Source organism: Archangium sp., from assembly GCF_036388035.1.
In the GTDB taxonomy this organism is placed as follows: domain Bacteria; phylum Myxococcota; class Myxococcia; order Myxococcales; family Myxococcaceae; genus Archangium.
The window spans coordinates 1-24719 of record NZ_DASVSO010000905.1; the positions used below are offsets into that span (position 1 = coordinate 1).

Annotated in this window: 22 protein-coding genes and 1 pseudogene; 15 read left to right on the forward strand and 8 right to left on the reverse strand. The window is 69.5% G+C overall.

Annotated elements, in window-relative coordinates:
• Nucleotides 1-795, reverse strand: a pseudogene (locus VF697_RS37185) (hypothetical protein); the annotation flags it as partial.
• Nucleotides 796-861: 66 nt separating this feature from the next.
• Complete coding sequence (locus VF697_RS37190) at nt 862-1608, reverse strand: AraC family transcriptional regulator (protein WP_331102666.1); 747 nt, start codon at nt 1606-1608, stop codon at nt 862-864.
• A 44-nt stretch (nt 1609-1652) separates the two neighbouring features.
• On the opposite strand from VF697_RS37190, the gene VF697_RS37195 reads away from it, so the two are divergent.
• Both VF697_RS37195 and VF697_RS37200 read left to right on the forward strand, forming a co-directional pair.
• Nucleotides 1653-2846: a cytochrome P450 gene (locus VF697_RS37195; protein ID WP_331102668.1), complete on the forward strand. Its 1194-nt coding sequence runs from the start codon at nt 1653-1655 to the stop codon at nt 2844-2846.
• 92 nt (nt 2847-2938) lie between these two features.
• Nucleotides 2939-4222 (forward strand): hypothetical protein, encoded by a 1284-nt coding sequence (locus VF697_RS37200; RefSeq protein WP_331102669.1) that lies wholly within the window; start codon nt 2939-2941, stop codon nt 4220-4222.
• Nucleotides 4223-4235: 13 nt separating this feature from the next.
• On the opposite strand, the gene VF697_RS37205 is transcribed toward VF697_RS37200, so the two are convergent.
• From VF697_RS37205 to VF697_RS37215, 3 genes are read right to left on the reverse strand one after another with little or no spacing between them, the layout of a single operon-like run.
• Nucleotides 4236-4421: a hypothetical protein gene (locus VF697_RS37205; RefSeq protein WP_331102671.1), complete on the reverse strand. Its 186-nt coding sequence runs from the start codon at nt 4419-4421 to the stop codon at nt 4236-4238.
• 14 nt (nt 4422-4435) lie between these two features.
• Entirely contained in the window at nt 4436-5509 is a 1074-nt protein-coding gene (locus VF697_RS37210; protein ID WP_331102673.1) for a hypothetical protein, read from the reverse strand.
• Nucleotides 5506-6747: a zinc-dependent alcohol dehydrogenase gene (locus tag VF697_RS37215; protein ID WP_331102675.1), complete on the reverse strand. Its 1242-nt coding sequence runs from the start codon at nt 6745-6747 to the stop codon at nt 5506-5508. Before VF697_RS37215 ends, VF697_RS37210 begins: the two co-directional genes overlap by 4 nt.
• A 118-nt stretch (nt 6748-6865) precedes the next feature.
• Between VF697_RS37215 and ruvB the strand changes: the two genes are divergently transcribed.
• The 7 genes from ruvB to VF697_RS37250 all read left to right on the forward strand — a co-directional run bounded on the left by ruvB (nt 6866) and on the right by VF697_RS37250 (nt 14542).
• The gene (ruvB, locus tag VF697_RS37220) at nt 6866-7897 is read left to right on the forward strand and encodes a Holliday junction branch migration DNA helicase RuvB (protein WP_331102677.1); all 1032 of its coding nucleotides are present in this window, start codon (nt 6866-6868) and stop codon (nt 7895-7897) included.
• Nucleotides 7898-7929: 32 nt separating this feature from the next.
• Nucleotides 7930-9381, forward strand: coding sequence for a hypothetical protein (locus VF697_RS37225; protein ID WP_331102701.1), 1452 nt, complete (start codon nt 7930-7932; stop codon nt 9379-9381).
• A 387-nt stretch (nt 9382-9768) separates the two neighbouring features.
• A complete protein-coding gene (gene lpxC, locus VF697_RS37230) occupies nt 9769-10698 on the forward strand; it encodes a UDP-3-O-acyl-N-acetylglucosamine deacetylase (RefSeq protein ID WP_331102678.1) in 930 nt (309 codons plus the stop codon).
• 72 nt (nt 10699-10770) lie between these two features.
• Nucleotides 10771-11850, forward strand: a complete 1080-nt coding sequence (locus VF697_RS37235; protein ID WP_331102680.1) for a thioredoxin domain-containing protein — start codon at nt 10771-10773, stop codon at nt 11848-11850.
• A gap of 12 nt (nt 11851-11862) precedes the next feature.
• On the forward strand, nt 11863-13119 hold the full coding sequence (locus VF697_RS37240) for a DUF4388 domain-containing protein (protein WP_331102682.1): 1257 nt from the start codon (nt 11863-11865) through the stop codon (nt 13117-13119).
• Nucleotides 13116-13841, forward strand: a complete 726-nt coding sequence (gene pyrF, locus VF697_RS37245; protein WP_331102684.1) for an orotidine-5'-phosphate decarboxylase — start codon at nt 13116-13118, stop codon at nt 13839-13841. Before VF697_RS37240 ends, pyrF begins: the two co-directional genes overlap by 4 nt.
• A gap of 95 nt (nt 13842-13936) precedes the next feature.
• Entirely contained in the window at nt 13937-14542 is a 606-nt protein-coding gene (locus tag VF697_RS37250; RefSeq protein WP_331102686.1) for a hypothetical protein, read from the forward strand.
• Between the two features lie 5 nt (nt 14543-14547).
• Here the strand turns inward: VF697_RS37250 and VF697_RS37255 are convergent, their stop codons facing one another.
• A complete protein-coding gene (locus VF697_RS37255; RefSeq protein WP_331102688.1) occupies nt 14548-16131 on the reverse strand; it encodes a leucyl aminopeptidase in 1584 nt (527 codons plus the stop codon).
• Nucleotides 16132-16249: 118 nt separating this feature from the next.
• Between VF697_RS37255 and VF697_RS37260 the strand changes: the two genes are divergently transcribed.
• The 5 genes from VF697_RS37260 (at nt 16250) to VF697_RS37280 (ending at nt 20271) form a co-directional block, all read left to right on the forward strand.
• Entirely contained in the window at nt 16250-17143 is an 894-nt protein-coding gene (locus VF697_RS37260) for a zinc dependent phospholipase C family protein (RefSeq protein ID WP_331102690.1), read from the forward strand.
• A gap of 121 nt (nt 17144-17264) precedes the next feature.
• Nucleotides 17265-18041 (forward strand): sulfite exporter TauE/SafE family protein, encoded by a 777-nt coding sequence (locus VF697_RS37265; protein ID WP_331102692.1) that lies wholly within the window; start codon nt 17265-17267, stop codon nt 18039-18041.
• A gap of 5 nt (nt 18042-18046) precedes the next feature.
• Nucleotides 18047-18481, forward strand: coding sequence for a hypothetical protein (locus tag VF697_RS37270; RefSeq protein ID WP_331102693.1), 435 nt, complete (start codon nt 18047-18049; stop codon nt 18479-18481).
• A 402-nt stretch (nt 18482-18883) separates the two neighbouring features.
• Nucleotides 18884-19234 (forward strand): hypothetical protein, encoded by a 351-nt coding sequence (locus VF697_RS37275; RefSeq protein ID WP_331102695.1) that lies wholly within the window; start codon nt 18884-18886, stop codon nt 19232-19234.
• A gap of 296 nt (nt 19235-19530) precedes the next feature.
• Nucleotides 19531-20271: a type VI immunity family protein gene (locus tag VF697_RS37280; protein WP_331102703.1), complete on the forward strand. Its 741-nt coding sequence runs from the start codon at nt 19531-19533 to the stop codon at nt 20269-20271.
• A 9-nt stretch (nt 20272-20280) separates the two neighbouring features.
• Here VF697_RS37280 and VF697_RS37285 read toward each other — a convergent pair whose 3' ends face one another.
• Both VF697_RS37285 and VF697_RS37290 read right to left on the reverse strand, forming a co-directional pair.
• Entirely contained in the window at nt 20281-21150 is an 870-nt protein-coding gene (locus VF697_RS37285) for a tetratricopeptide repeat protein (RefSeq protein WP_331102697.1), read from the reverse strand.
• A gap of 10 nt (nt 21151-21160) precedes the next feature.
• Entirely contained in the window at nt 21161-22744 is a 1584-nt protein-coding gene (locus VF697_RS37290) for a helix-turn-helix domain-containing protein (protein WP_331102698.1), read from the reverse strand.
• A 402-nt stretch (nt 22745-23146) separates the two neighbouring features.
• On the opposite strand from VF697_RS37290, the gene VF697_RS37295 reads away from it, so the two are divergent.
• Nucleotides 23147-24553, forward strand: a complete 1407-nt coding sequence (locus tag VF697_RS37295; RefSeq protein ID WP_331102700.1) for a hypothetical protein — start codon at nt 23147-23149, stop codon at nt 24551-24553.
• Nucleotides 24554-24719 lie beyond the last annotated feature (166 nt).

Sequence of the window (24719 nt, forward strand, 5' to 3'; positions counted from 1 at the left end):
CTCCTCGGCGCTCAACATCGAGCTCCCGCCGGGCCCGCCTCGCATCACGCGGGAGGGATCGTAGTACTGGCCGTCCGGCATGCGCAGCACCGAGTGGCCGTCGGCGACCACGATTTCCGTGTTCACCGGTGGGTTCTGGCCGCGGAAGTACGACTGCGCCTCCGCCGTGGCCTGGTTGCAGTTGAGCGCGCCATCCGAGCCCTGGTCGGGCTTGCCACCGTTGAGTTCCATCATCGCGATGGACTCGGTGAGCTGCGTGCCCTGGGCTCCCTCTTCCGAGTAGCGGAACCGCGACATGTGCGCGTCCGCCGCGGCCGGATCGTAGCCGCCCGCGCCGGGAGCGGCGGTGGTGGTGCTCGCGGCGGTGGTGCTCGCGGCGGTGGCGGTGGGGCTCGCGGCGGCGGTGGTGCTCGCCGTCACCGTCTGGGCCAGGTGTCGCGTCAGGCTCGGCTGGGCGTGGGGAGGGGACAGCGTTGGGGCGCCGTTGGGCGCTCCGAGCTGCGCGCTCACGACCATGTGGTGCAGCCGGGTCGCCGAGATGTCCGTCGCCGTGGGAAGTGAGGGCGGAGGCTGCGCTCTCGATGCGTCCGGCGCCGCGCGCCTGGGTGGGGCGGGCGTGAAGCTGGAATCATCACTCAGCCCGGGCGGTGGCGCCTTCGGCTGAGTCTTCGGCTGAGCCTTGGGCTGAGCTTTCGGTTGGACCTTGGCCTGCGGCTTCGTTGCCGGCTCGGGCTTCGGCTTCGGAGGAGGCGGCGGAAGCCGACGCTTGAACTTTGAAGAGATCGGGTTCGTCATGGTTCCTCCGGAGGGGGTCTCAGGCCTCATTTTCCCCGACTCCCCCGAATTCCGCCACCGGAGAATTTATTCGAGGAGCCCGCTGCGCAGCGCGGTCGGGGCGTAGCCCAGCATGCGACGACAGGTGCGTGAGAAGTGCGCGAGGTCGGCGAACCCCGCGAAGTGAGCGGCGCTCGTTGCATCCAGACGCGCGAGCGCCGCCACCGCGACGAGGAGGCGGTGCCAGAGCTGGAAGGTGCGGATGGGCAGCCCCACATCGCGGACGAAGAGGGCTTGCAGGTGCGCCTGGGAAATCCCCACCTGGGCGAGGACAGGACGCCGGTCGACGCTGGGATCGCGCAAGGCCTCCAGGACGCGGATGACGCGACTGTCGGGCTCTCGGCGTGGTGACTCCTTCGCGAGCCAAACCGCGTACTCACGCGCGAGGCCGTCGAGGACCTCGGGGCGGGACAGGTCGGCGCGGTGCGAGGCCGGAGCCGCTCCGAACCGCGCCGCGAGGCGGCCTTCGAGCGGGAAGGCCCCTCCCCGTACGCGCGAGTAACCCGCGACGTGCGGCGCCAGCTCTGGATCGTAGAGGATCCCGAGGGTGGGCCCGGGGCAGGCGGTGGCATGTGGCAGATGGGGCGGCACCACGACCACCCGTCCGCTCACGGGCTCGCGGCCCGGCACGGTCACGGTCACGTCGCCGTCCAGTCCGACGAGGACCCCCACGCCGTGCTGGGCGTGAAGAGTCGAGAGCGTGCCGGTCGAGGCCCGTACCGCGAACGCCTCCGTGAGCACGGCACCGATCCGCGATTCGTTCAAGCGCTCCATGCCCTGTCTTTATACCGTACTCCGCACGATGGAGGCCGTGAGCCATGATGAACTTCTTCTCCGAGGAGATGCGTCGCAATCCCCATCCCGCGTACGAGCAGCTCCGGAGCCGCTCTCCCGTGCTTCACGAGCCACTCGCCGATCTATGGATGATCTTCGATTACGAGGGCGTGAAGCGCGTGCTCAACGATCACGAAGCGTTCAGCTCCATCATCGCGCCCCCGACGGCCGCGACTTCTCAATGGCTCGTCTTCTCCGACCCGCCGCGTCACACGAAGCTGCGTGCCCTCATCATGCGGGCCTTCACGCAGCGGGCCGTGTCGAGCCTCGAGCCCCGCATCCGGGAGCTGTCGCGCGAGCTTCTGGAGCAGACGCTCGGGCGCGGAGAGATGGACCTGGTCTCGGACTTTTCCGTCCCCCTCCCACTGATGGTGATCGCGGAGTTGCTTGGCGCGCCCGTGGAGGACCAGCCGCGGTTCCGACGTTGGAGCGACGTCATCCTGGCCCTCAGCCACACCGTCTCAGGGGGCGAGGAGGCGGCCCGGGTGCACAGGGAGTTCAGGGCCGTGACGGACGAGATGAGCGCCTACCTGGAGGGCCTGATCGAGCAGCGACGGGTGGCGCCGAAAGACGACCTCTTGACCCGGCTCGTCGAAGCCGAGGTGGATGGCGAGCGGCTGAAGGAGGAGGAAATCCTGGGCTTCTTTCAGCTCCTCCTCGTGGCGGGCCACGAGACGACGACGAACCTGATCAGCAACGCGATCCTGTGCCTCATCGAGAACCCGGGCCAGCTCGCCCGGCTCAGGGAGTCGCCGGACCTCTTGCCCTCGGCGATCGAGGAGGTCTTGCGTTACCGCTCGCCGGTCCAGGCGATGTGGCGCGTGACGAGGCGCGAGGTGCGGATGCATGACCAGGTGATCCCGGTCGGGAAGATGGTGATGCCCATGATCGGCTCGGCGAACCGGGATCCACGGAAGTTCCATGACGCGGACCGGTTCGACCTCACACGTGATCCCAACCCGCATATCGCGTTCGGGCACGGCATCCACTTCTGTATCGGGGCACCCCTCTCGCGCCTGGAGGCCCGGATCGCGCTCTCGGTCTTCCTGGAGCGGGTAGAGGGCTTCGCGCTGGCGAGTGATGCGCCCTGGGAGCCGCGCAAGGCGATCCACGTACACGGCCCGGCCCGCCTGCCCATCCGCTTCGAGCCGAGTCCGCGGTCCGCCGCGCTGGCCTGAGTGTTGGAGAGTGACACGAGCCGGCTTCATCCTCATGGATGAGACGGGCTCAGTATGCGAGGACGGAGCGTCCATTCTCCCAGGAGCTGTCCTTGAAGAAGGCTCGACTCGCCGCGTTGCTCGTCTCGGGTGGACTGTGCACGGCTTCCAGCGCGCTCGCCCAAGCTCCCTCCGCCGGGGGGACTCCTCCGGCCGTGGCCGCTCCTCCGGCGCCCGCCAGTCCCGCCGTGGAGGAGGGCAACCTCTTCCGCTTCTATGGGCTGATCATCCCCCGCGTCGTGATCTCCGACCGGGCGGTGGAGTCCTTCGGCCAGCCCAACGCGGTGGCCATCACCGCGGCGGGCCACCCCGTGCTCTCCGTCTCCCCGGACCGGGCCCGCTACTCCTTCCAGGTGGCGCAGTCGCGCGCTGGCTTATGGGTCAACGAGAAGGGCCCGGTGCGGGGCCAGCTCGAGGTCGACTTCGTGGACTTCACCAAGGCCACCCCCACGGTGGCCAGCCTGCCCCGCTTGCGGCTGGCGCGCGTGGACTACACCTTCCACCCTGGCCATACGCTGGCGCTGGGGCAGGACTGGGACCTGCACTCCCCACTCAACCCGCACCTCATCAACCTGGTGGGCAATCTCTTCCAGGCGGGCAACAGCGGCTTCATGCGCCAGCAGTTCAAGTACCTCTACAGCGCACCGTCCTTCGAGCTGGGCGCGGCGGTGGGCTTCCCCGCCCCCAACGTGACGGCCAAGGAGGCGGCCCTGGAGCTCGCCGCCCTGCCCACGCTGGCGGTGCGCGGCGCCTACAAGTTCGGCAAGAGCAGGGTGGGCGTGTCGGCCATCGCCACGCGGCTGACCTTCAACCTCGAGGCCCCGGATGAGCGCGTTGGAAACGCCTTCGCCGCCGTCCTCTTCTCGGAGCTCGCCGCCACCGCGACCACCCAGGTGCGGCTGGAGCTCAACTACGGGCAGAACACCGCCAACCTCGGCCTGCTGACGCTGGCTCAGGGCCACACGGCCCAAGACGTGCGCGAGGTGGGAGGCTTCCTCTCGGTGCGGCATGTGATGGACAAGCACGCCGTCTACGGCATGGCGGGCTACCAGAAGGTGCTCGAGCCCGAGACGGTGCTGCCCTCCTACTCCTACCCCGGCCCTCCGCAGGCGGAGCCGAGCTTCGGCACGGCCGTCCTCGCGGGCACTGGCCCAGGAATGCACTACAACGGCGCGGCGCGCCTGGGCTACGAGTTCAAGCCCCTGAGCGCGCTGGCCTTCATCGTGGAGGGCTTCTTCCACCGCTCGCGCTTCCAGCTCCAGGCGGTGGACGAGGCCCGCGTCGACCCGGTGCGCTCGGCGTTGGGCATCGAGACAGGCGCGGTGTTCTCCTTCTGAGCGAAGATCGAGGTCAGAGTGCGCGGTCCACGCGCGCGAGCTCGACGCTCGTCCAACCCTGGTGGCCCCAGGGCGTGACCGCGAAGACGGCGGGTTGCATCCGCACGAAGGCGTCCTGCTCCTCGAGGGACAAGTGGTCTTGTTCCTCGGCCCCGGGCAGCGCCAGGGCCAGCTTTCGAACGTCGTTGGGTGTGAGCACGGTAAGGAGCCTGGTCAGGCGGCGCGGCGGGCGGCCGGCGTCGGGCGGATGTCTCCGTGGTTCGGAGCGGGCAGGGTGATGGTGGGCGAGAGGCCCGGGGCCACCAGCGAGCTCGTCAGCAGCGACGAGGGATGGAAGTTCACGAAGGCCCCCTCCACGCGCGAGGGGCCCGCGAACACCTTCTCGACAACCATCGAGGTGTACTGCTCCAGCGAGCTCTCGCGGGTGTTGCCGTTGAGCACCACTTCCCAGCCCATCTGCTCGGCGTAGGCGCGCACCCCGGGGATGCGCGACTGCAGCGGCGTGTAGCTCTCCGAGGCCACGCCGTTCTCACTCACCACGAACACCTCCTGGTCCGTGGCCACCGCGAGCGACATGTTCCCCATGGTGTGCCCCGGCGTCGACAGGAGCGCCGCGCCCCGGCCCAGCCACACGTCGCCGTCCAGCAGCACCACCCGCTCCTCCGGCACCCCGTCCGTCCCGCCCGGCACGTACCAGACCTTCTCCAGCGGGTGCAGGTTCTTCACCGACTCCCACTCGGCCCGCTGCACCAGCAGCTTCGCCCGGGGGAAGTACGCCGGCACTCCGTCGCCGCCCAGCCACTGCCGCACGTCCTGCACGTGCAGGTGGTCGAACGCGATGTAGTCCACGTTGTCCGGCAGCAGCCCCAGCGACGCCAGGTGGCTCTGCACCGTGCCGTGCGGCTGGCTCATCAGCTTGTTCGAGATGAAGTCGCCGTACTTCTCCTGCAGGGCCTTGTAGAAGGGCGCCGCCCGTCCCCGCTCGTAGTCGCTCGGGTTGAAGAGCAGGGTGCGCGTCACCCCGTCCTCCAGGAACTGCACCACCTGCATCCGGTTCGTCATCATCACGTAGGGCGCCGGCGACAGCGCCCCTCCGCTGAAGGCGAACAGCGACGGGTAGGGGAAGGTGACGAGGTCGCACGTCACCACCGCGGCCACCGACCCGCCCGCGGTGAAGGCCTCGCGCGCCTCCTGGGCGGCACGGCGGAGCTTCTGCAGGCGCAGGCTGGACACCGGCTCGGCGCGGGCCTCGGAGAGGAAGGGGAGGGGACGGAAGGAGGCGTTCATGGGTTCACCGTGAGGTCGAAGACGGTCTTCACCGACTGGGAGCGGCCACGCGCCAGGTTGGCCTCGATGGCCTCCTGGTAACGCGCGAGGGGAAAGGTATGTGTCACCAGCATGCTCGGATCCGGGCCTTCCCGGCGGGCGAGCAACTCCAGCACGAGGTCGAAGGTGTGCTTGCGCTCGCCCCGGAAGCTCTCCGGTCCATACACGTAGGAGCCGAGCAGCGTCAGCTCGTTGCGCCACACCGTTGTCCAGTCCACGCGCTCGAGAATCCCCGCCGCCCCCACCAGCACCACCTTGCCCAGCGAGCGCGTGTAGCGCAGCGAGTCCTGCACCGAGGCCGCGCTGCCGATGCAGTCGAACGTCACCTCGTAGCCGCCCATGAGCGCCGGCGGGCCGAGGATGGGGCGGTACACCTTGGCGCCCGTGCGCCGAGCCACCTCCTCGGCCTCGGCGGTGTCGTCGCGCATCACCCGGAAGGCCTCGTCCGCCCCGAGCTGCTTCGCCACCTGGAGCTGGTACGCCTCGGCCGCCAGCAGCGTCACGTGGCAGCGGGAGCCCAGCGCGCGGAGGGCCCACAGGCACGCGAAGGCCACCGGCCCGCCGCCAATCACCAGCACCCGGTCCTCGTCCCTCAGCGGCACCTTCAGCACCGCGTGCAGGCTCACCGCCAGGGGCTCCACCAGCACGCCCGCCTTGTCGCCCACCCCGTCCGGCAGCGGGTGGAGCTGCGAGGGGTGCGCCACCATCTCCGTCCCCATGCCCCCGGGCAGATCCTTCTGGAAGCCGATCATCTGCCCCGGTGCGAGGCAGCCCTCGGCGGTGTGCTCGCAGCCGTTCTCCTGGCCGGCGGCGCAGGGCCGGCACGGCGGCTGGATGCCCCGCAGGCGGCAGGGCAGCAGCGGGTTCACCGCCACCTTCTGGCCCACCTCCACGCCGCGCGCCTGGGGCCCCAGCTCCGTCACCTCGGCGAGTACCTCGTGGCCGAGCACCGCGGGAAAACTGTTGAAGGGCTCGCTCTGGGGGCTCATCTTGAAGAAGAGCGTCCCCATGTCCGAGCCGCACAGCCCCGTCAGCAGGGGGCGCAGGCGCACCCAGTCCGGGCCGGGCAGGGTGGGGGAGGCCAGGTCACGCAGGGAGAGACAGCTCCCACGCCCGTAGTGCACCTTCGGGTACACCCCCCCAATTCCCTTGGCGAGGACGTACTTGGGGACGGAGAGTTCGAAGACGAGTCCCTTCACGGGGGGCATGCTCCCTGGGCAGACGGGCTGGCGGCGGGCGCCCGGGAGTCTAGCGCCGCGAGAGGGTCCGCGACACAGGGGCCGTTCTGGTAGGGTGACGGCAGAGGAACCTCAGGTCATGGCGAAGCGGAAGTCCGACGACACACTCTCGGGAGATGCGCTCAACGACGAGGTCCGCGTCGAGGCCTCCCTCCGTCCGCGCACCTTCGACGAGTACGTGGGCCAGGGCGCCGTCGTCGAGAAGCTCAAGGTGTACGTGCAGGCGGCCAAGAGCCGTGGGGAGTCGCTCGACCACTGCCTCTTCTCGGGCCCTCCGGGTCTGGGCAAGACGTCGCTCGCCTACATCATGGCCAACGAGCTGGGCGTGGGCATCCATGTCACCAGCGGCCCCGCGCTCGAGCGCAAGGGCGACCTGGCCGGGCTCCTCACCAACCTCAACGAGCGCGACATCCTCTTCATCGACGAGGTCCACCGCCTCAACGCCGCCATCGAGGAGTACCTCTACCCGGCCATGGAGGACTTCCGGCTGGACATCACCATCGACACCGGCCCCGCCGCCCGGGCGATGAAGATCGACCTGCCGCCCTTCACCCTCATCGGCGCCACTACCCGCACGGGCCTGCTCACCTCGCCGCTGCGCGACCGCTTCCAGATTCAGGAGCGGCTCGAGTACTACGAGCCCAAGCACCTGGAGATGATCCTCAACCGCTCGGCCCGCATCCTCGGGGTGAAGCTGGAGCGCGACGGGGCGAAGGAGATCTCCACCCGCGCCCGGGGCACGCCCCGTATCGCCAACCGGCTGCTGCGCCGGCTGCGCGACTTCGCCCAGGTGGAGGGGGATGGGCGCATCACCCAGGCGCTGGCCTCCGATGCGCTGACGCGGCTCGGCGTGGACGCCTCCGGCCTGGATGCGATGGACCGCAAGATCCTCCTCACCATCCTCGAGAAGTTCGGCGGGGGGCCGGTGGGCGTGGAGACGATCGCCGCCAGCGTGGGCGAGCAGCGCGATACCATCGAGGATGTCTACGAGCCCTTCCTCCTCCAGGAAGGCTTCCTCCAGCGCACTCCGCGGGGCCGGGTGGCCACGCACCATGCGTACGCGTATTTCAACAAGAAGGCGCCTCCCACGGCGCAAGGGTCCCTCTGGTGAGCACCTCCGTGACGGCCGTTCCGCCGCCTCGCATGTCCCGCGTCCCCCGTGACTTCTACGAGGAGCTCGTCCGCGCCTCGCAGGGCAACCGCGCCGGCTTCCTCACCGAGCGCGAGCGCTGGTTGCGCGTGCTGCCCGTGGAGGCCCGCGAGGAGCTCCTCTTCGAGTTCGAGATGCTGCTGCGCGGCATGGAGCGCTACGTCCACCTGCACGAGAACGGCGTCCTCGACCAGGAGCAGCCGCTCGTCACCCGCGACTTCCGCGAGGAGCTCAAGGACGTCCGCGCCACCCTGAGTCAGGCCATCCGCCTCGCGCGCCACCTGTTGGATCCGGACTCGGACCAGAAGCTCCAGTTCCGCCGCTACGTGGAGACGCAGCTCGCCGACGACAACATGCGCCGCTCGCGCATCGAGGGCGAGCAGTCCCAGGAGACGCCCCAGGAGAGCCTCTTCGTCCTGCGCCAGTCCTTCGAGTCGCTGCGCAACCTCATCGACCACCTGCTGCAGCTGCCGGAGTGCGGGCTGAACCTCTTCAACGACGTGGGCAACCTCGTCCTGCGGGAGATCGTCCTCAACCGCTACTTCCGGCCTTTCCGCCTCACCGAGTTCCGCCTGGAGTACGACCGGCTGCGCTCCGTGCGCCTGCTGTCGCTGCTCGCCACGGTGCCGCAGGAGACCCGGCCCCTCTACACCACCACCTACCTGGCCCTCTTCCGCCTCCTGCACTACCTGGCCTACGTGAGCCAGGACTCCCAGGGCGCCATCCCCCGCCGCGTGCGCGTGCTGCTCGTCCTGGTGCGCAACGAGGCGCTGAGCCTGGTGGGCTACATGCGCAACGAGCTCGCCCCCAAGGGGGGCCCCAAGCCCCTCCAGGCCGCGTGTCTGCGCATTGCCCGCGACATCGCCCGCGAGACGGCCCGCATCTCCCGCGACATCCTCGTGGAGCTGGACCGGGACCGGGCCGCCGCCGCCCGCGCCTCCTACGCCTTCACCCAGCTCTTCCAGGCCCAGGTGGTGGCGCTCACCGAGGCGCTCGCTCCCGGCTCCGCCTCCGGCGAGGCCCCCTTCGAGCAGCTCACCGCCCCCATGGAGTCCGCCGAGCGGCTGCGCAAGGATCTCTGGGTCTTCTCCCAGCTGTGCCGCGCCGCCGAGGGCCACCTGCGCAACGACGACGTGGCCTCCGCCGAGGCCGTCATCTCCAGCATCGTGGCCTTCCTCGGCTACTTCCAGGACGGCAGCTACCAGCTGCTGCGCTACGTGGACTACGAGGCCTTCGACCGGTTCAGCGCGCTCCTCACCGAGCTGCCCTGGCCTCCCGAGGGCCCCGCCGTGCGCACCCGCCTCATCGAGGACCTGCGCGCCTTCTCCATGGTGCTGGAGAACACCTTCGCGGCCGTCAGTCGGCGGGCCCAGCTCCGGGGCTTCACCTTCGATCGGGCCGAAGCCGAGCTGCTGCGAGACCGCTTCCTCGCGGCCACGCGCTGACTCCACTGTCGGATACCTGTCACCGCAACTCCCCCACGCTTCACGGTTTCGTGAGTCAACCGTTTGATTCCGGGCATCCGCTTGCGTTATTGGGTCGCGTCATGACGCGCCTGGACGCCGCGGGCGACGTGTGGAAGTTCTGACACATTTGTCAGGGTGACGGGGTAGGTGCACAGCGAGTCGAGGGGGGAAGGGGAGCCGGCTGCTTCGGTTGCCCCCGCGAGCCAACGAGAAAACCCAGTGAGTCCAAACACTTGGGTTCGCATGGGGCCCCCACGGGGACCCCTCCCCCACGAGGGTTTCGTGGCGTGTGGCTTGCATCGATACGCGGCGCGTCAGATGGGCAGTGAACATTGCAGGACCCGTATCGACGAGGCGACACCGACCATGCCTTCTCACACGTACAACCAGCGCACCCTCTCCCACCCCGTCCGTTGCCAGGGCGTGGGCCTGCACTCTGGCGCGCCGGTGAACCTCTCGCTGCTGCCGGCGCCGGTGAACCACGGCATCGTCTTCGTGCGCACGGACGCCGCGCGTCCGGTGGCCATCCCCGCGCTCACCGAGTACGTGGTGGACACCGCGCTGGCCACCACCCTGGGCAAGGACGGGGTGAAGGTGAGCACCATCGAGCACCTGATGGCGGCGCTGGCCGGCATGGGGCTGGACAACGTGCGCGTGGAGCTGGACGGCCCCGAGGTGCCCATCATGGATGGCAGCGCCGCGCCCTTCGCCGCCCTCATCGCCGAGGCGGGCATGCGCGAGCAGGAGGAGCCCCGCCGCCTGCTCGTCATGAAGAAGACGGTCTCCGTGACGGATGGTGACAAGGAGGCCAGCCTGTCTCCCGCCAGCCGCTTCCGCATCTCCTGCTCCATCGACTTCAAGCACCCGCTCATCACCGAGCAGGCCTTCGACCTGGAGTTCTCCGACCGGTGCTTCCACCGGGAGATCTCCCGCGCGCGCACCTTCGGCTTCCTCCGGGACGTGGAGATGCTCAAGAAGATGGGCTTGGCGCGCGGTGGCTCGCTGGACAACGCCATCGTGGTGGACGAGTTCTCCATCCTCAACCCGGATGGCCTGCGCTTCCCGGACGAGTTCGTGCGTCACAAGATCCTCGACGCCGTGGGCGACATCTCGCTCTTCGGCCGGCCGGTGGTGGGCCACCTCAAGGCCTTCAAGACGGGGCACGCGCTCAACCAGAAGCTGGTGAAGGCGGTGCTGGCCGACCCGAGCAGCTACGAGGTCGTCCCGGCGCGCAAGCTCCTGGAGCTGCCCGAGCTGCGCCTGCCGGAGCTCGCCCTCGAGCCCCTGGTGGCCTGAAAAACGGCTTCGCGCTCCTCCCAAGAAATTTCTTTGCGGGTCCCCGGTTTTCTCGACTAAGGACCCCTACCCATGCTCATGCGCTCTACTTCCACTCTTCTGGCCGCGCTCCTGGCGGCCTCCCTCTTCTCCGGCTGCAACAAGGAGAAGGCTCCGGCGACCGCCCCCACCGCGACCGCCCCCTCGGCGGAGCCCTCGGCCGACACGGTCGTGGCCACCTTCGGCGACGGGCAGAAGATCACCTTCGGCGAGCTCAACGACCGCATCAAGGAGCCGCTGGCCAACCTGGAGAAGCAGAAGTTCCAGCTCCGCAAGCAGGGCCTCGACGGCTTCGTGGTGGAGAAGCTCGTGCAGGCCGAGGCCAAGAAGCGGAACATGACCGAGGAGCAGCTCGTCAAGGCCGAGGTCGACGACAAGATTCCGCAGCCGCCCGAGGCGGAGATCAAGAAGCTGTACGACGAGGCCAAGGAGCGGCTGCCCCCGGGCACCACCTTCGAGCAGGTGAAGCCGCAGATCGTCGACTTCCTCTCCGGCTCCAAGAAGCAGGAGCGCGCGCGGGAGTTCTTCGCCGAGCTGAAGAAGAACAACAACGTGACGATCACCCTGCCCGAGCCCCCGAAGGCCCCGGTGGAGCGCAAGCAGGTGGAGGCCACCGGCCCGGCCAAGGGTCCCGAGGGCGCGCCCATCACCATCGTGGAGTTCAGCGACTTCCAGTGCCCGTTCTGCAGCCGCGCCATCGGCACGGTGGACGAGGTGCTCAAGGCGTACCCGAACCAGGTCCGCCTGGTGTTCCGCCAGTTCCCCCTGGACTTCCACAAGCAGGCGCCCAAGGCCTCCGAGGCCGCGCTGTGCGCGCATGACCAGGGCAAGTTCTGGGAGTACCACGACGCGCTCTTCGCCAACCAGAAGGCGCTCGAGGTGCCGGCGCTCAAGGGCTACGCCAAGGAGCTGGGCCTGGACACGGGCAAGTTCGACAAGTGCCTGGACTCCGGCGAGAAGGCCGCGACGGTGAACGCGGACCTGGAGGCCGGCAAGAAGGTGGGCGTCACTGGCACGCCGGCCTTCTTCATCAACGGCATCCTCCTGTCGGGCGCGCAGCCCATCGAGGAGTTCAAGAGCGTCATCGACGAAGAGCTGAAGGGTAAGAAGTAAGGACGCCCGCGCGTGGCGACACGCCCCAAGGCCACACCCCGTCTGGGGCTGAGCGGTGAGCCGACCGCGCTCGAGTTGGAGCGCTCGCTCGCCGCCGGCCTCTCTCCCGGCCGTCCCCTCGCGGCGCACTTCCACGCGCCCGAGGGGATGGTGCTGTTGCGGGAGCCCGCCGCCCTCTCCGGCTTCTTCGCCGGCAGCCTGAGCTCGCTGTCCATCGAGGAGGTGTTCAACCACGTCCTCTCGGGCCTCCGCAGCGGCCAGCTCGTCGTCCAGCACGGCGAGGTGCAGCGCTCCATCACCTTCCGCGACGGGCAGCCCGTCTTCGCCGTCTCCAGCGTGCGCCATGAGCGGCTGGGCGCCGTGGTGGTGCAACTCGGTCTCATCACCTCCGAGCAGCTCCAACGCGCCCTCGCCAAGGTGACGCCCACCCAGCGCATCGGCGCGGTGCTCACCCGCGAGGGCTTCCTCTCCGAGGCCAACCTCTACAGCGCCATGACGTACCTGGTGCGCGAGGTGGTGCTCAACCTCTTCGAGATGACGGAGGGCAGCTTCCTCTTCCTCGAGGGGCGCCCGGCCGATGGCGACTCGGTGAAGCTCCAGGAGCGCATCAAGGACCTCGTCCTCCAGGGGATGAAGCGCGGCGAGGTGGTGTCGCGGTTGCGCCGCCGCTTCCCGGATGAAACGCCCGTGGTGGCCGGCCCCGAGGCCCCGCCCCCCGGCGAGGAGGCCCTCTTCGCCCGGGCCGCCACCGACACCACCGTGGGCGCGCTGCGCTCCGCGTGGGAGGGCAGCCTCTACTCCTTCCTCATCTGGGTGGAGGCGCGTGCGAGCGATGGCGCGCTCCTGCTCCACCCGAAGTCCAGCGCGTCCATGCCCCGGCGGCCCTCGGGCACCTTCGTGGCGCCTCCGCCGTCCGTGGCGCCCCTTGGCCCCGAGGAGCGCTTCAACGTGCTGCTCGCGCAGATCCACACCGCCCTGCGCCTCGCGGGCGCCAACCCGGACCTGATGCGCGGCTTCCTCGAGTCGCCCCAGCCCGGCCTGGAGACGGCGTACGAGGGGGTGGAGCTCGGCCCGGACGGCCGGGTGGACGTGGCGCGCATCCAGCGCAACGTCTCCAGCGGCGGCGAGGCGCTGGCGCGCGCCATGACGCTCGAGGCGCTCGACGCCTTCGTCTCCTACGCGCTCTTCTCCGCGCGCAACGTGCTGCCGGGCGAGATGTCCGAGCGGCTCCTTCGCAGCTACCGGGAACTCCAGGAAGGACTCTCGTGACGGACGCCTCCCAGGCGCGGGCCCGGCTCGCGCTCGCCGCAGATCTGCCGCTCGACGAGGGCCTGCGCCTCTACCAGCAGGTGGCCCCCCAAGTGGCCTACGCCAAGGTGGGCCTGTCCCTCTTCGTCGAGCATGGCCCCACCGCCGTGCTCGCCTTTCAGAAGCTGGGCGCCCGGGTGTTCCTCGACTTGAAGCTGCACGACATCCCCAACACCGTGGAGCTGGCGGCCGCGCGCGCCGGGGCGCTCGGCGTGGCCCTGCTCACCGTGCACGCCGCCGGGGGCGAGGCCATGCTGAGGGCCGCCGTGAAGGGCGTGCGCGAGGGGGCCCTCTCCAAGGGCCATGCGGCCCCCCAGGTGCTCGCGGTGACGGTGCTCACCTCCATGTCCGCCGAGGACGTGGCCTCGGTGGGCCTCTCGGGCGCTCCCGAGGAGGCGGCGCTGCGGCTGGCGCGGCTGGCCGTGCGCGCCGGGGTGGATGGGCTGGTGTGCTCGCCCCGCGAGGCCGAGGCCTTCCGCCGGGAATTGGGGCCCGCTCCCTTCCTCTGCACTCCGGGCATCCGCCCCGCGGGCGCGGTCAGGGGGGACCAGAGCCGTGCCGAGACGCCGGCCTTCGCGGTGCGTGCGGGTGCGGATCTGCTCGTGGTGGGTCGGCCCATCCACACCGCCGCGGATCCGTTGGCCGCCGCGCAAGCCATCGCCGACGAAGTTTCCGCCGCTTGACAGCCGCCCCCCGCTGGCGCGCGGGGACCCCTGGCCGCTCCTCGCCCCCGTCCCCAGGTTGCGCCCACAAGGCCAGTGGGTCGGGGGAGAACACAATGGACGCAAGGCGGTTGTTGGGGTGGGGCTTGCTCGTGCTGTGCACCGCGTGCAGCGCGTCGAAGCAGGCGGTGAGGGACTCGTCCCCCGAGGGCACGGGTGGCTCGGGTCCCGTGGCCCAGGAGCAGCCCCAGTCCTTCGAGGAGTCCGGTCCCCAACGCTACGTGGATCAGGCCCTCGGCTTCGAGCTCACCCAGCCCGGCGGGGAGTGGATGCTGGACGAGCCGGGAGAGCAGACGCCCGAGGGGCTCTCCATCCCCGTCGTCCTCCGCCACCGCACCAGCGGCGCCCAGGTGGTGATGCAGGTGGCGCCGGCGGTGGCCTCGCCCGCCCAGTTCGCCGAGCGCCTCACCGTGGGCCTGCGCAGCCAGCCCGGCTTCGTCACCAGCGACCCCGAGCCGCTGGAGATGTCCGACAGCGCCGTGGGCTTCGACTTCGCCGTGGGCGACAACGTGCGCGGTCGGGTCATGGTGCGCGATGGCAGCCCCGGCCGCGTCTTCATGATGCTCGCCACCTGGCCGGCCACCGCGTCGGACGAGGTGCCCCAGACGGTGAACGCCCTCTTCGAGAGCGTCCGCCCGCTGGTCATCCCCGAGCAGACCTGAGGGGCCTAGCCCTTCGACTTGCCGCCGCGCGACGGCTTGGGCGCGGGGGCCTCGGTGGCGCCCTCCGCCTCGAGCGACGTCGCGCGGCGTCGCACGTACTCCACCAGCGTGCGCACGCCCACGCCCGTGCCGCCCTTGCCATTGTAGCCCCGCTCCTTGGGGCTCGTGGCCGGGCCGGCGATGTCCAGGTGGACCCACGGCGTGTCGCCGACGAACTCCTTGAGGAAGAAGGCCGCGTTGATGGCCCCGCCCCAGCGCTCGCCGGAGTTCTTCATGTCCGCCACGTCCGAGCGCAGCGCGTCCTTCTGCATCTCGCTCATGGGCAGGCGCCACATCTCCTCGCCCGCCGTGCGCGCCGCCTCCAGCACGTCGTTGACCGAGCCATCGTTCTCGCCGAAGGCGCCCACGACGTAGTTGCCCAGGGCGACGACACACGCGCCGGTGAGCGTGGCCAGATCGATGACCACCGCCGGCTTGTGCTCGCACGCCCAGGTGAGCACGTCCCCGAGCACCAGACGCCCCTCGGCGTCCGTGTTGGTGATCTCCACCGTCTTGCCCGAGCGCGAGGTGAGGATGTCGCTCGGCCGGTACGAGGTGCCCGAGGGCATGTTCTCGCACGCGCCGATGAAGGCGTGCACGGGGAAGGGCGGCTTGAGGGAGGCAATCACCCGCATGGCGCCCAACACCGCGGCCGAGCCGGCCATGTCCACCTTCATGTCCACCATGGAGTCGGTGGGCTTGAGCGACAGGCCGCCCGAGTCGAAGGTGATGGCCTTGCCCACCAGCGCCACCGGGGGCTGCCTGGCGTGCCGGGCGTTCTTCGGCGTGTACTCGACGTGGATGAGCTTGGGCTCGTTGATGCTGCCCTGCGCCACCCCGAGGAACATCCCCATCTTCAGCCGCTCGATCTCCTTGCGGCCCACCACGGTGGCCTTGAGGCCGGCCTCGCGCGCCATGTCCTGCGCGGCCCGGCCGAGCTGCTCGGGGTTGATGACGTTGGGGGGCTCGTTGACGAGGTCGCGCGCCCAGTTGGTGGCCTCGGCCACCCGCTGCCCGAGCGCCACCGCCTGCTCGTGCTCCTTCGTCTTGTCCACGCCGGTGGGGAGGGCCAGCCGCACCGTGGTCAGCTTGGGCGCGTTCTTCTCCTCCTTGGCCGAGGACTTGTAGCGATCGAAGCGGTAGGCGCCCAGCTCCAGCCCCTCCACCACGGCGCGCAGGGCGGCGAGCACGTCCGACGTCTCGGGCACGGCGAACACCAGCGTGCGCACCTTGAGGCGCTGGGCCGCCTTCGCGGCACGGCCCGCCGCCAGACGCAGGGCCTCCGGGGTGTAGCGGCCCCGCGCGCCCAGGCCCAGCAGCACCAGGCGCTCCGTCTCGAGCCGTCCCAGCGTGTGCATCACGAAGGACTGGTCGCTCTTGCCCTTGAAGCCCTCCTGGGTGGCGGTGGTGAGCAGCTTGCCGTCCAGGGCCGAGTTGGCTCCGGCCAGCGGCGCGGGCGGCTTGTCCCCGACCTCGCCTTCGAAGAGCGGGATGACGAGCATTTCACCGCTCGCGCGTGCGGCCTCACCGGAGATGAAGCTGAAGTTCATGAGGGAAACGGGCTCCTGGCAGTTGGGGGCGTGCAATGTAGCGCCACGAATGTTTCAGGCAAGAACGGTCGAGCATTCCCGCGTTGCAATGCCTCGTCGCGGTGAATACGTCCGGGACATGCCTTCGTTGCTGCTGCACCTCACGGCCATCGAGCGACTGGCCGCCAATCCCGGGGAGCTGCCCGAGGACTTCGTGCGCGCGCTGTCCGAGGACCTGGCCTACGCGCGCTTTGGCGCGGCGCTGCCGGATCTCCCCCTGTGCGAGGGGCTGCGCGGCGGGCTCAACGCGTGCTTCGCCGGGAATGCCTGGCCCACCTTCGCGCGGCTCTACCATGAGAAGGCGCCGGTGAGCATGGGCCTCAAGATGGCCGAGCTGGTGGCCTCCGGGGCGCTGGTGGGCACCGAGGCCGGGCTCGCGCTGCTGGCGGGCTACTTCACCCACCTCTCGTTGGATCGCGCCCTCCACCCCCAGGTGGACCGGCTCGTCATCCGCCACCGGCGCCAGGGCGAGCACGCGCTCGTCGCGCACCGGAAGATTGAGTGGACGCAGACGCTCTTCTACCTGCGCGAACTGCACGGGGTGGAGCTGCTGGGCAGTCCCCGGTTGCGCTCGAAGTTCGAGGTCACCAAGAGCGCGGGCCTGCCGGTGAAGGGCATCGGCCGGGGCATCTACGAGCTGGTGCGGCTGGCCTCGCAGGAGTCGCTGCAGCAGGCGCCCACCAAGCAACAGGTGGACGGGTGGGCGCGAGGCCTGTACCTGGGCGGGTTGTACCTCTCCAGCCCGGTGGGGCGGATGCGGGGGCTGCCCGCCTACTCGCAGCTCAGCTTCCAGGAGCTCTACCGCAACGACACCTTCGACTTCGCCTCCGAGGTGGAGCAGGCGGTGGAGCAGACGCGCGGGGTATTGCGGCGTCTGCTGGCGTACATGGCGCGGGGCATCTTCACCCCGCGGGCCCGGGCGCGTTTCCTCGAGGAGTTCCCCGAGGGCACCATCGGCGCGTGCGCCGCGTAGGCGTGCGTCGGGTGGTGAAAAGTTGAACGCGGAGTGAGGGGCGGCCGACCGGGCGAGCCAGAATCCACCCAGGGAATGCCGCTATCCGATCGGAATGGCGACCCCTATCCTCTGCGTGGGTATGACGCTACTCCTCCTCATCTCCGCCGGTGTCCTCGCGGGCGCGACCGGTGCCCTGCTGGGTGTAGGAGGAGGGGTCATCCTCGTGCCCGCGCTGGTGCTGGGCTTCCAGGTGCCGCTGGAGGAGGCCGTCCCCGCCAGCCTCATGTGCGTGGTGGCCAGCTCCTGCGGCGCCGCGGCCAGCTACGTGGAGCGTCGGCTCAGTGACATCCGCCTGGGCCTGACGCTGGAGCTGGCCACGGTGCTGGGCGCCATCGTCGGCGGGGTGGTGGCGGGCCTGGTGGCTCCAGCGTGGGTGGCGGTGGTGTTCGGCCTCTTCACCCTCTATGTGTCGGCGCAGATGCTGCTGGTGCGTGCGCCGGTGGAGCAGTCCGTGGAGGACTATGTGCCCCACAACTACCCGCTGGGCATCTCCGGCTCCTTCGTGGCCGGGAGCCTGTCGGCACTGCTCGGCGTGGGCGGCGGTCCGCTCAAGGTGCCCCTGATGAACTACGGCATGGGGGTGCCCTTCAAGGTGGCCAGCGCCACCAGCAACCTCATGATCGGCGTGACGGGAGCGGCGAGCGTGGCCGCCTACGCGTGGCGCGGGCACGTGAAGCTCGCGCTGGTGGCGCCGCTGGTGGTGGGGGTGCTGGCGGGCGCGTCCGTGGGTTGCCGGCTGATGCCGCGCGTGCCCACGGCGGTGCTGCGACGGTTGTTCGCTCTGGTGCTGCTGCTGGTGGCAACCCAGATGTTGTGGAAGGGCGGGGAGGGTCTATGGCCGAGTCTGCGGAATTGACGAGTGTGGCGGCTTCCGTCGTGGTGACGACCGGTGCTGCTCCCGTGGAGATGACGAATTCGGTCCAGGTGGAGGCGACCCATCCTCCCCCCCAGCTCGCCCCGGCGGCCTCCGAGGTGGCGAGCACCCCCGCGCACGTCAAGCGCGCGGAGGCGGGGGAGCAGTGGATTTCGCGACTGCTCCGGGTGGGCGCCACCTGCAGCGGCGGGCTCTTCCTGGCCTCCATTGCGTTGGAGGCCCTGCCCCAATCCGAGACCGTGCACGTGGCCATCGACGTGCTGCGCAAGGGTGCGGCCTCGGCGCTGCTGGTGACGCCCGTGGTGCGACTGGTGGTGGCTGGCACCACCCTGGGCCTGCGCGGCGAGTGGAAGTACGCGCTCTACGCGGCCGGCGTGCTGGGACTGCTCGCCGTGGCCGTGGGCGCGGGCATCCACGCCTGAGCGGGCGAGCCAGACAAGGGCTTGGGGGCAGTCCGGGTCCAGCTATGTGGCTCCTGATCGCCGTGTCGGCCGCCGCGCTCCTCTGCCTCTCCTGCTCCAGCGTATCGCGGGCGTCGCATGGCTTGTGTCAAGCGCCGCCTTCCTGGAGCGTGTCGCTCACCGGCGGGCGCTCTCAATTCCACCAATCCTGTGGCGCGGCCTGCGGCGCTCCTGTCAATCCGAGCACCGGGGAGCTCCTCGCCCCAGCGGCGACTCGGCTGGGTCCGGTGGCCAAGAAGGTCGTTCAGGCTGTTGAGGCTGCCCAGGGCCTGCTCACCGTTGAGCGGCTCCTCAGAGTGTGACCGGAACGTGGGTGTTGATGATCGGGGGAGGCTCACCTCCCTCGCCCAGGTGCTTGGGACCTTGAAGCACGCAGCCGCCTTCGCCTGCATCAAAGAGCGCCTCCCGGAGAACCTCCGCGGCAATTTCTCCGTCGAGCCGCGCTACAAGGGGCAGCCCGAGGTCAATGGCACCGTCCTCACCAACAACAAGCTTGATTCCTTCAAGCCCGACCTGGTGGTGCATGCCACTCGGAACGCTACGAACATACAGTGCGTTTTCGAATTCAAGTTCCCCTGTTACGAAAGACATCGGCTTGATCCGATGAATTCTCTGGGGGTGAAGGACCAGTTGGATGGCTATGGGAAGCTCGCCAAGGGCTGCCGGGTGACCCTCGTGACACCGACCGGGCTCAAGCCGTATGAGGGATATTGATGGCTGGCGACTACCCGCACCTTCGCCTTCGCGGCGTTCCGGATGTTCGAGTGCGGCGCCATGGGGGGCCTCCACGCCCAAAGCGACAACTGCTTGCGAGGGAGGTGTTCCGCATCACCTTCTTCATGCCTCACGACCACCCTGACATTGCACCTGGCGTGAGTCATGCCATCAACAGCTACATGGACGCCGTGGGTGAGGGCCCCAGGACCATCACTCATGCTCACATCAATTACAGCGAAGGAGCGCCCCTGACGGCGTCGCGGTGGGACGACGTTCACCGCGTCTTGCTTGACGTGAGACGCTGGTCCTACCCCGACGACTTCAGCGAGAGAGAACAGTGGGAGATCGAGAAACGACGCTTCGATCTGGGCCTTCTCTTCACCGGGGACTTCGGCATCCGAAATGGCTACGAGCTCGAATACAAGGCGCGCATTCCACGGCGCCCCACTCCTGGAAAACCCGTGGTGAGCCTGCTCACGGCGACGCTTCCCATCGAGTATCTCGAAGAGCATGGGCCAGGACGGGTGCGTCAGTTGGCGCTCGACATGGCCTCCAAGCTGCTTTTTGCCTCCGGGCACGCAGGTCTGGCCCTCCGGCTTCATTGGTGGGTTCCGCGCACGGACGCCGCCTTCCGCTTCGAGGCCCTCCGCTACCCAGGCATCGATCTCCGAGCGGCTTGGGGCTTCGAAGAATGGATGGGCCTTCACGTGGATGGAGTCCACTGGCTCAACTTCCTCGGTCCCCCCGTCCTCACTCAACTCGGCGGTGCGACCGTCCTGCGCTCTCGGCTGCGCTCAGGCGAGACAACCGTGGTGGAGCTCGACGAGCAGCGTGCCGTCATCTCCCTGGGGGAGCGCCCAGAAGCGGGGGACCTGACCACCGGCAAGGCCCTTCCCGCGTACCGCGAGCTCGCCCAGGTGCTGGAGCCCTGGCTCGAGCCGCTGTTCCTGCTGCCCCCCGATGGGCCCCCGTACACGTCGCTTCACCTCACCGAGGACGAGGCACGGCGCTGGTGGAGACGCTTCCTCGACTGAAAAGTGGACTCACACCCCGCGCGCGTCGAAGTGGGCGAGGACCTTCCGAGCCTTCGCCACGTCGTCGTGGCGGCCCTGCTCCTCGAAGAGGGGAATGACCGCCTCGAGTTCGGCGCGCGCCAGCTTCCAGTCCTGCGTGAAGGTGTACGCGATGCTCAGGTCCCACCGGGCCCGCGCCTCGTACACATGGTCGTGCAGCTCCTCGTAGAGGTCCGCCGCCGCCTGCAGGAGCGGACGCGCCGAGGCATGGTTGCCCAGCAGGCCCTCGGCCTCGCCCAGCAGCAGCCGACACAGCGCCAGCGGCTCCGGGTCCCCTTCCTTCTCCAGCAGCGGCAGCGCCTCGGCGAAGCGCTTGCGCGCCACCTCGTACTCGCCCGCCTCCATGCGGATGTCGCCGATGTCCAGCAGCAGCTGGGCGATGCGCGGCCCGTTCTTCGCCTGCCGGTACAGCAGCAGCGCCTCCTGGTACTTCTCCTCGGCGGCCTTCGCCTGGCCCAGCGCGCGCAGCGACTCGCCAATGGCCGCTCGGCACAGCGCCTCGTTCTCCTGATCCTTCAGCTCGTTGAAGAAGAGCGCGGCCTTGGCGATGTGCTCGATGGCGCCCCGGTGATCCTCGAAGTTGGCGCGCGTCACCCCGAGTCCGAAGAGCACCTGCGCCTGGCCGTGCTTGTCCTTGGCCGTCTGGAAGAAGCCCAGCGCCTCCTCGTAGTGTCGGCGGCTCTCGGCGTGCTCGTCCAGCATGCCGTGCAGCTCGGCCAGGTGGACCAGCCCGCGGCCGATCTCCCCCGGCTCGCCGGTGATGCGCGTGGTGGCGAGCGCGGTGCGCTGGTTCTTCAGGGCTTCGTGGATGTGGGCGCGTTCGGTGTCGGTCAGGCTCATGGGGCTCGGCTCAGTTCTCCTCGCCCTTGTTACGGCGACGGGCCGACTTGTCCAGCGATTCCACGCGTCCGTCCCCGGTGCCGTTGCGGTGCTCCCCGCCACCCCGGCCCGCCTCGTGGACGAGCAGCGGGGAGAAGAAGCAGTCCTTCTTGGTGTATTCGTCGAAGGAGAAGGCGAAGCGGTAGCTGGCCGCCGCGCGCTGGTTGCAATCCGTGCGCTCGCAGAAGCGGCACGAGATGCCGCTGGGCACCGCGTCCTTGCGCAAGTCGTTGGTGGGCAGGCCGTACGCCAGGTACTTGGCGTTCTCCGCGTGCGTCCCCAGGCCGATGGAGTAGGCCGAGCCGCGCACGATGGAGCCCTCGATGGGCTGGAGCTGCACCTTGGCGAAGCAGAAGTAGGAGGTGCCGTCCGGCATCATCGAGTACTGCCGGGTGAGCTGGGAGGGGTTGAGGAAGGCCAGGTGCACGGCCCACTTGCCGCACGAGCCGCCGCCGCTGGCGAACTTGATGCCGGTGCCGCTGTAGCGCTTGGAGATGTTGCCGGCGATGTCCGAGCGCAGGAAGTGGAAGGGCAGGCCCCGGCGCTTGGGGTCCGACAGGTTGCACAGCCGGTGGGCCACCGTCTCGTACGTGGTGCCGAAGAGGTTGGAGAGCAGCTCCACGTCGTAGCGCGTGCGCTCCACCTCCTTGAAGAAGTCCCCGTAGGGCAGCATCAGCGCGCCGGCGAAGTAGTTGGCCAGGTTCACCTTGATGAGCCGCTGCGTCTCCGCGTGCCGCGTGCGCATCGCGCCGACAATGCGCTCCACCAGCTTCTCCCGGTCCAGCACCAGCAGGCCGATGGACGTGGCGAGCTGGAACTTGAGCGGCTGCTCGGTGAGGTCCGGCGAGAGGATGAGCTCCTGGGCCTCGGGGTCCAACCGGCGCACCACCGAGGAGCCGCTGGCCGCCGACTCGAAGCGCACCCGGTAGCCGAAGCGCTCCTCCAGCAGGGGCACGAGCTGGGGGCTGTTGAGCAGGCGCCCCAGCTTGAAGTCACGCCGCAGGGCCTCGGCCTGCTCCTCCAGCTCGGGAAAGTAGTTGTGGTGCGTCTGGAGGAAGTCGCTCACCTCGTCGAAGGGCGAGTAGTCGAAGCGCAGGCCCGCTCCCGCCGAGGAGCCCGGCAGCGACTGCGTGCGCGCCCGCTCCTCCGCGTTGAGCTGCGCCAGCACGTTCTCCAGCTGCGTGCGCGTGTTCTTGTAGAGGTTGAAGAGCGCGGCCACCGTGCCCGCCAGCTTCGGCTCCGCCGACAGGCTCTGGAGGGACTCGGGATCGATGTCGAGGCTCTTGAGCAGCGGCTCGTCCAGCAGCTTCGCCAGCGCCTCGTCCACCCGGCCCTCGCCGAGCGTGGACATGAACTGCTCGGGGTCCTGGTCGAAGTAGCGCAGGGCCTTCCACAGCAGAGGGAAGGGCATGACACGTTTGCCCTTCTCGATGAGGTTCAGGTACGCCGGGGAGACCCCCAGGTCCTTCGCCGCGTCCGTCTGCTTGATGTTCCGCGCCAGCCTCAGGCCGCGCAGCTTCAGGCCCACGTTCGCGTTGAGTGCGTTCTCGTTCATCTCTGCCTGTCCCGGTCGGATGCTTGTATTTCACAAGTACCCGCTGACTCCGACACGCGCACTGTGCGGAGGCTTTTACCGATTTGCAACGAGCGTTTTCGGGCGGGTCCACCCTTGTACGCAAGGGAACGAAGAGGGGCCCCGGACATTCTCCCGAGCTGTTTTCCAGTGCTTAAACTGTTGATTTTACTGGGTCTGGTAGGTTGCCCTGCGACCTTGTAGGGCGATGCCCCGGGAGCGCTGTCAAAGGTTTACCCAAGCGCTTTCAAACCGCCACGGTGGGCCCCTGGAGGCGCCGGTGGGTTGGTCGGTGGTCGGGAGACCCAACGGAGCGCTCGCTGGCCACCGGGGAGGTGCGCGAGGCTGGCGGTGCCTCCTCCTCGCTCACCTGGAGTGCCTGTCGTGGCCCCTCTCCCCCTGCTCGTCCTGGTGCTGGCGCTCTGGGCCTGTCACCCGGAGGCGCTGCGTCCTCCCCAGCTCCCGGAGGCGTCCAACGCGCTGCGCTACCACGTCACCTATGTCCGGGAGCCCGCGCCCGCGCTGGATGTGGAGATCACCCGGACCCGCGAGGACTCCCCGCTCGACTTCCTCTTCAGTCAACCCGGCGGAGTCTCGCGGGTGCTGGCCGTGGAGTCGGAGGGCCCGGTCCACGCACTGACGGTGTCCGCCGAGGGCCGCGTCATCGCCCCCTCGGGCACGCGCTTCCTGCGCTACCGCTACCTGTTGGACGCGAACCCGCGCCGCGGGAGACGGGGCTTGTCCGCCAGCGCCGGCATGGGCGAGGGCGACGCGTGGCACGTCGCGGGCCGGGCCTGGCTGCTGCGCCCGCGCACGGTGACGCCGTCCATGCGCGCGACGCTCAGGGTGGAGGGCGTGGACGCGCTGCTGCCCTGGGCGCCGGACCCGGAGGGCGTCTATCACCTGCGGGGAGAGGATCTGGTGGACTCGGGCCTCCACGGCTTTGGCGGGCGGCGGTGCACGGCGCGGCCTCCGGGCGCGGTGCTGGAGGTGGCGCTGCTCGGGCGCTTCTCCCGCATGGACGACGCGGCCCTCTGCGAGTGGCTCCGCCAGTCCGCCGAGGTGGTGCTCACGGTGCGGCGCTCCTTCCCCTATCCCCGCATCACCGTTCGCCTCGTCTCGGTGCCGGGCCGCGAGTCCTCCGCGCTCTTCGGCACGGTGCAGTGGAGCTCGCCGCCGAGCGTCTCCCTCTTCGTGGGGCAGGACTCGGCGCCCGAGTCCTTCCAGGAGGACTGGGTGGTCCTCCACGAGTTCCTCCACCTGGCGCACCCGCCCGTCCTCCCGCGCGTGCCGTGGCTGACCGAGGGGCTGGCCACCTACTACACGGAGGTGGGGCGGGCGCGCGCGGGACGCTTCTCGCCCGAGCAGGCCTGGACGGAGCTGCTCGCCGGTTTCGCGCGGGGTCGCTCCGCGGTGGCGGGGCGGACAATGCGGGATGTCGTCGACTCGGGCGACTCCTATATGGGGACGTACTGGACGGGCGCGCTCTTCGCCCTCCACCTCGATGTGGAGCTGCGGCGCGCCACCGGCAACCGCCACGGCCTGGACGAGGTGCTCGAGCGGCTCGCCGCTTCTGGCCCCACTGCAACTTTCGACGGCTTCGGCGCGGCGGTGGATGCCGTGGCGGGCCGGCCGCTCTTCGGCTCGCTGCTGGCGCGCCACCTGGATGCGCCGGCTTTTGCCGAGCAGGGCGCTTTGCTACAAGCCCTGGGCGTGGAGGGGGGGCCGGACGGCGTCAGGCTCGGAGCGGCGCGTGACAGCCCGTTGCGCGAAGCCCTGGAGGGCCGGTGAAGCGCGGACCGCGAATCCCCTTCGCAGGCAGCAGCAGCTCACAACCCACGCAGCACGAAAGGAAGCTCCCATGAACGTCAAGACCCTGGCCGCCATCGTCGGTACCCTCTCCCTCGGCGCGCTCGCCACCGGCTGTGCGACCACGAAGCCCGCGACGGCCGCCGCC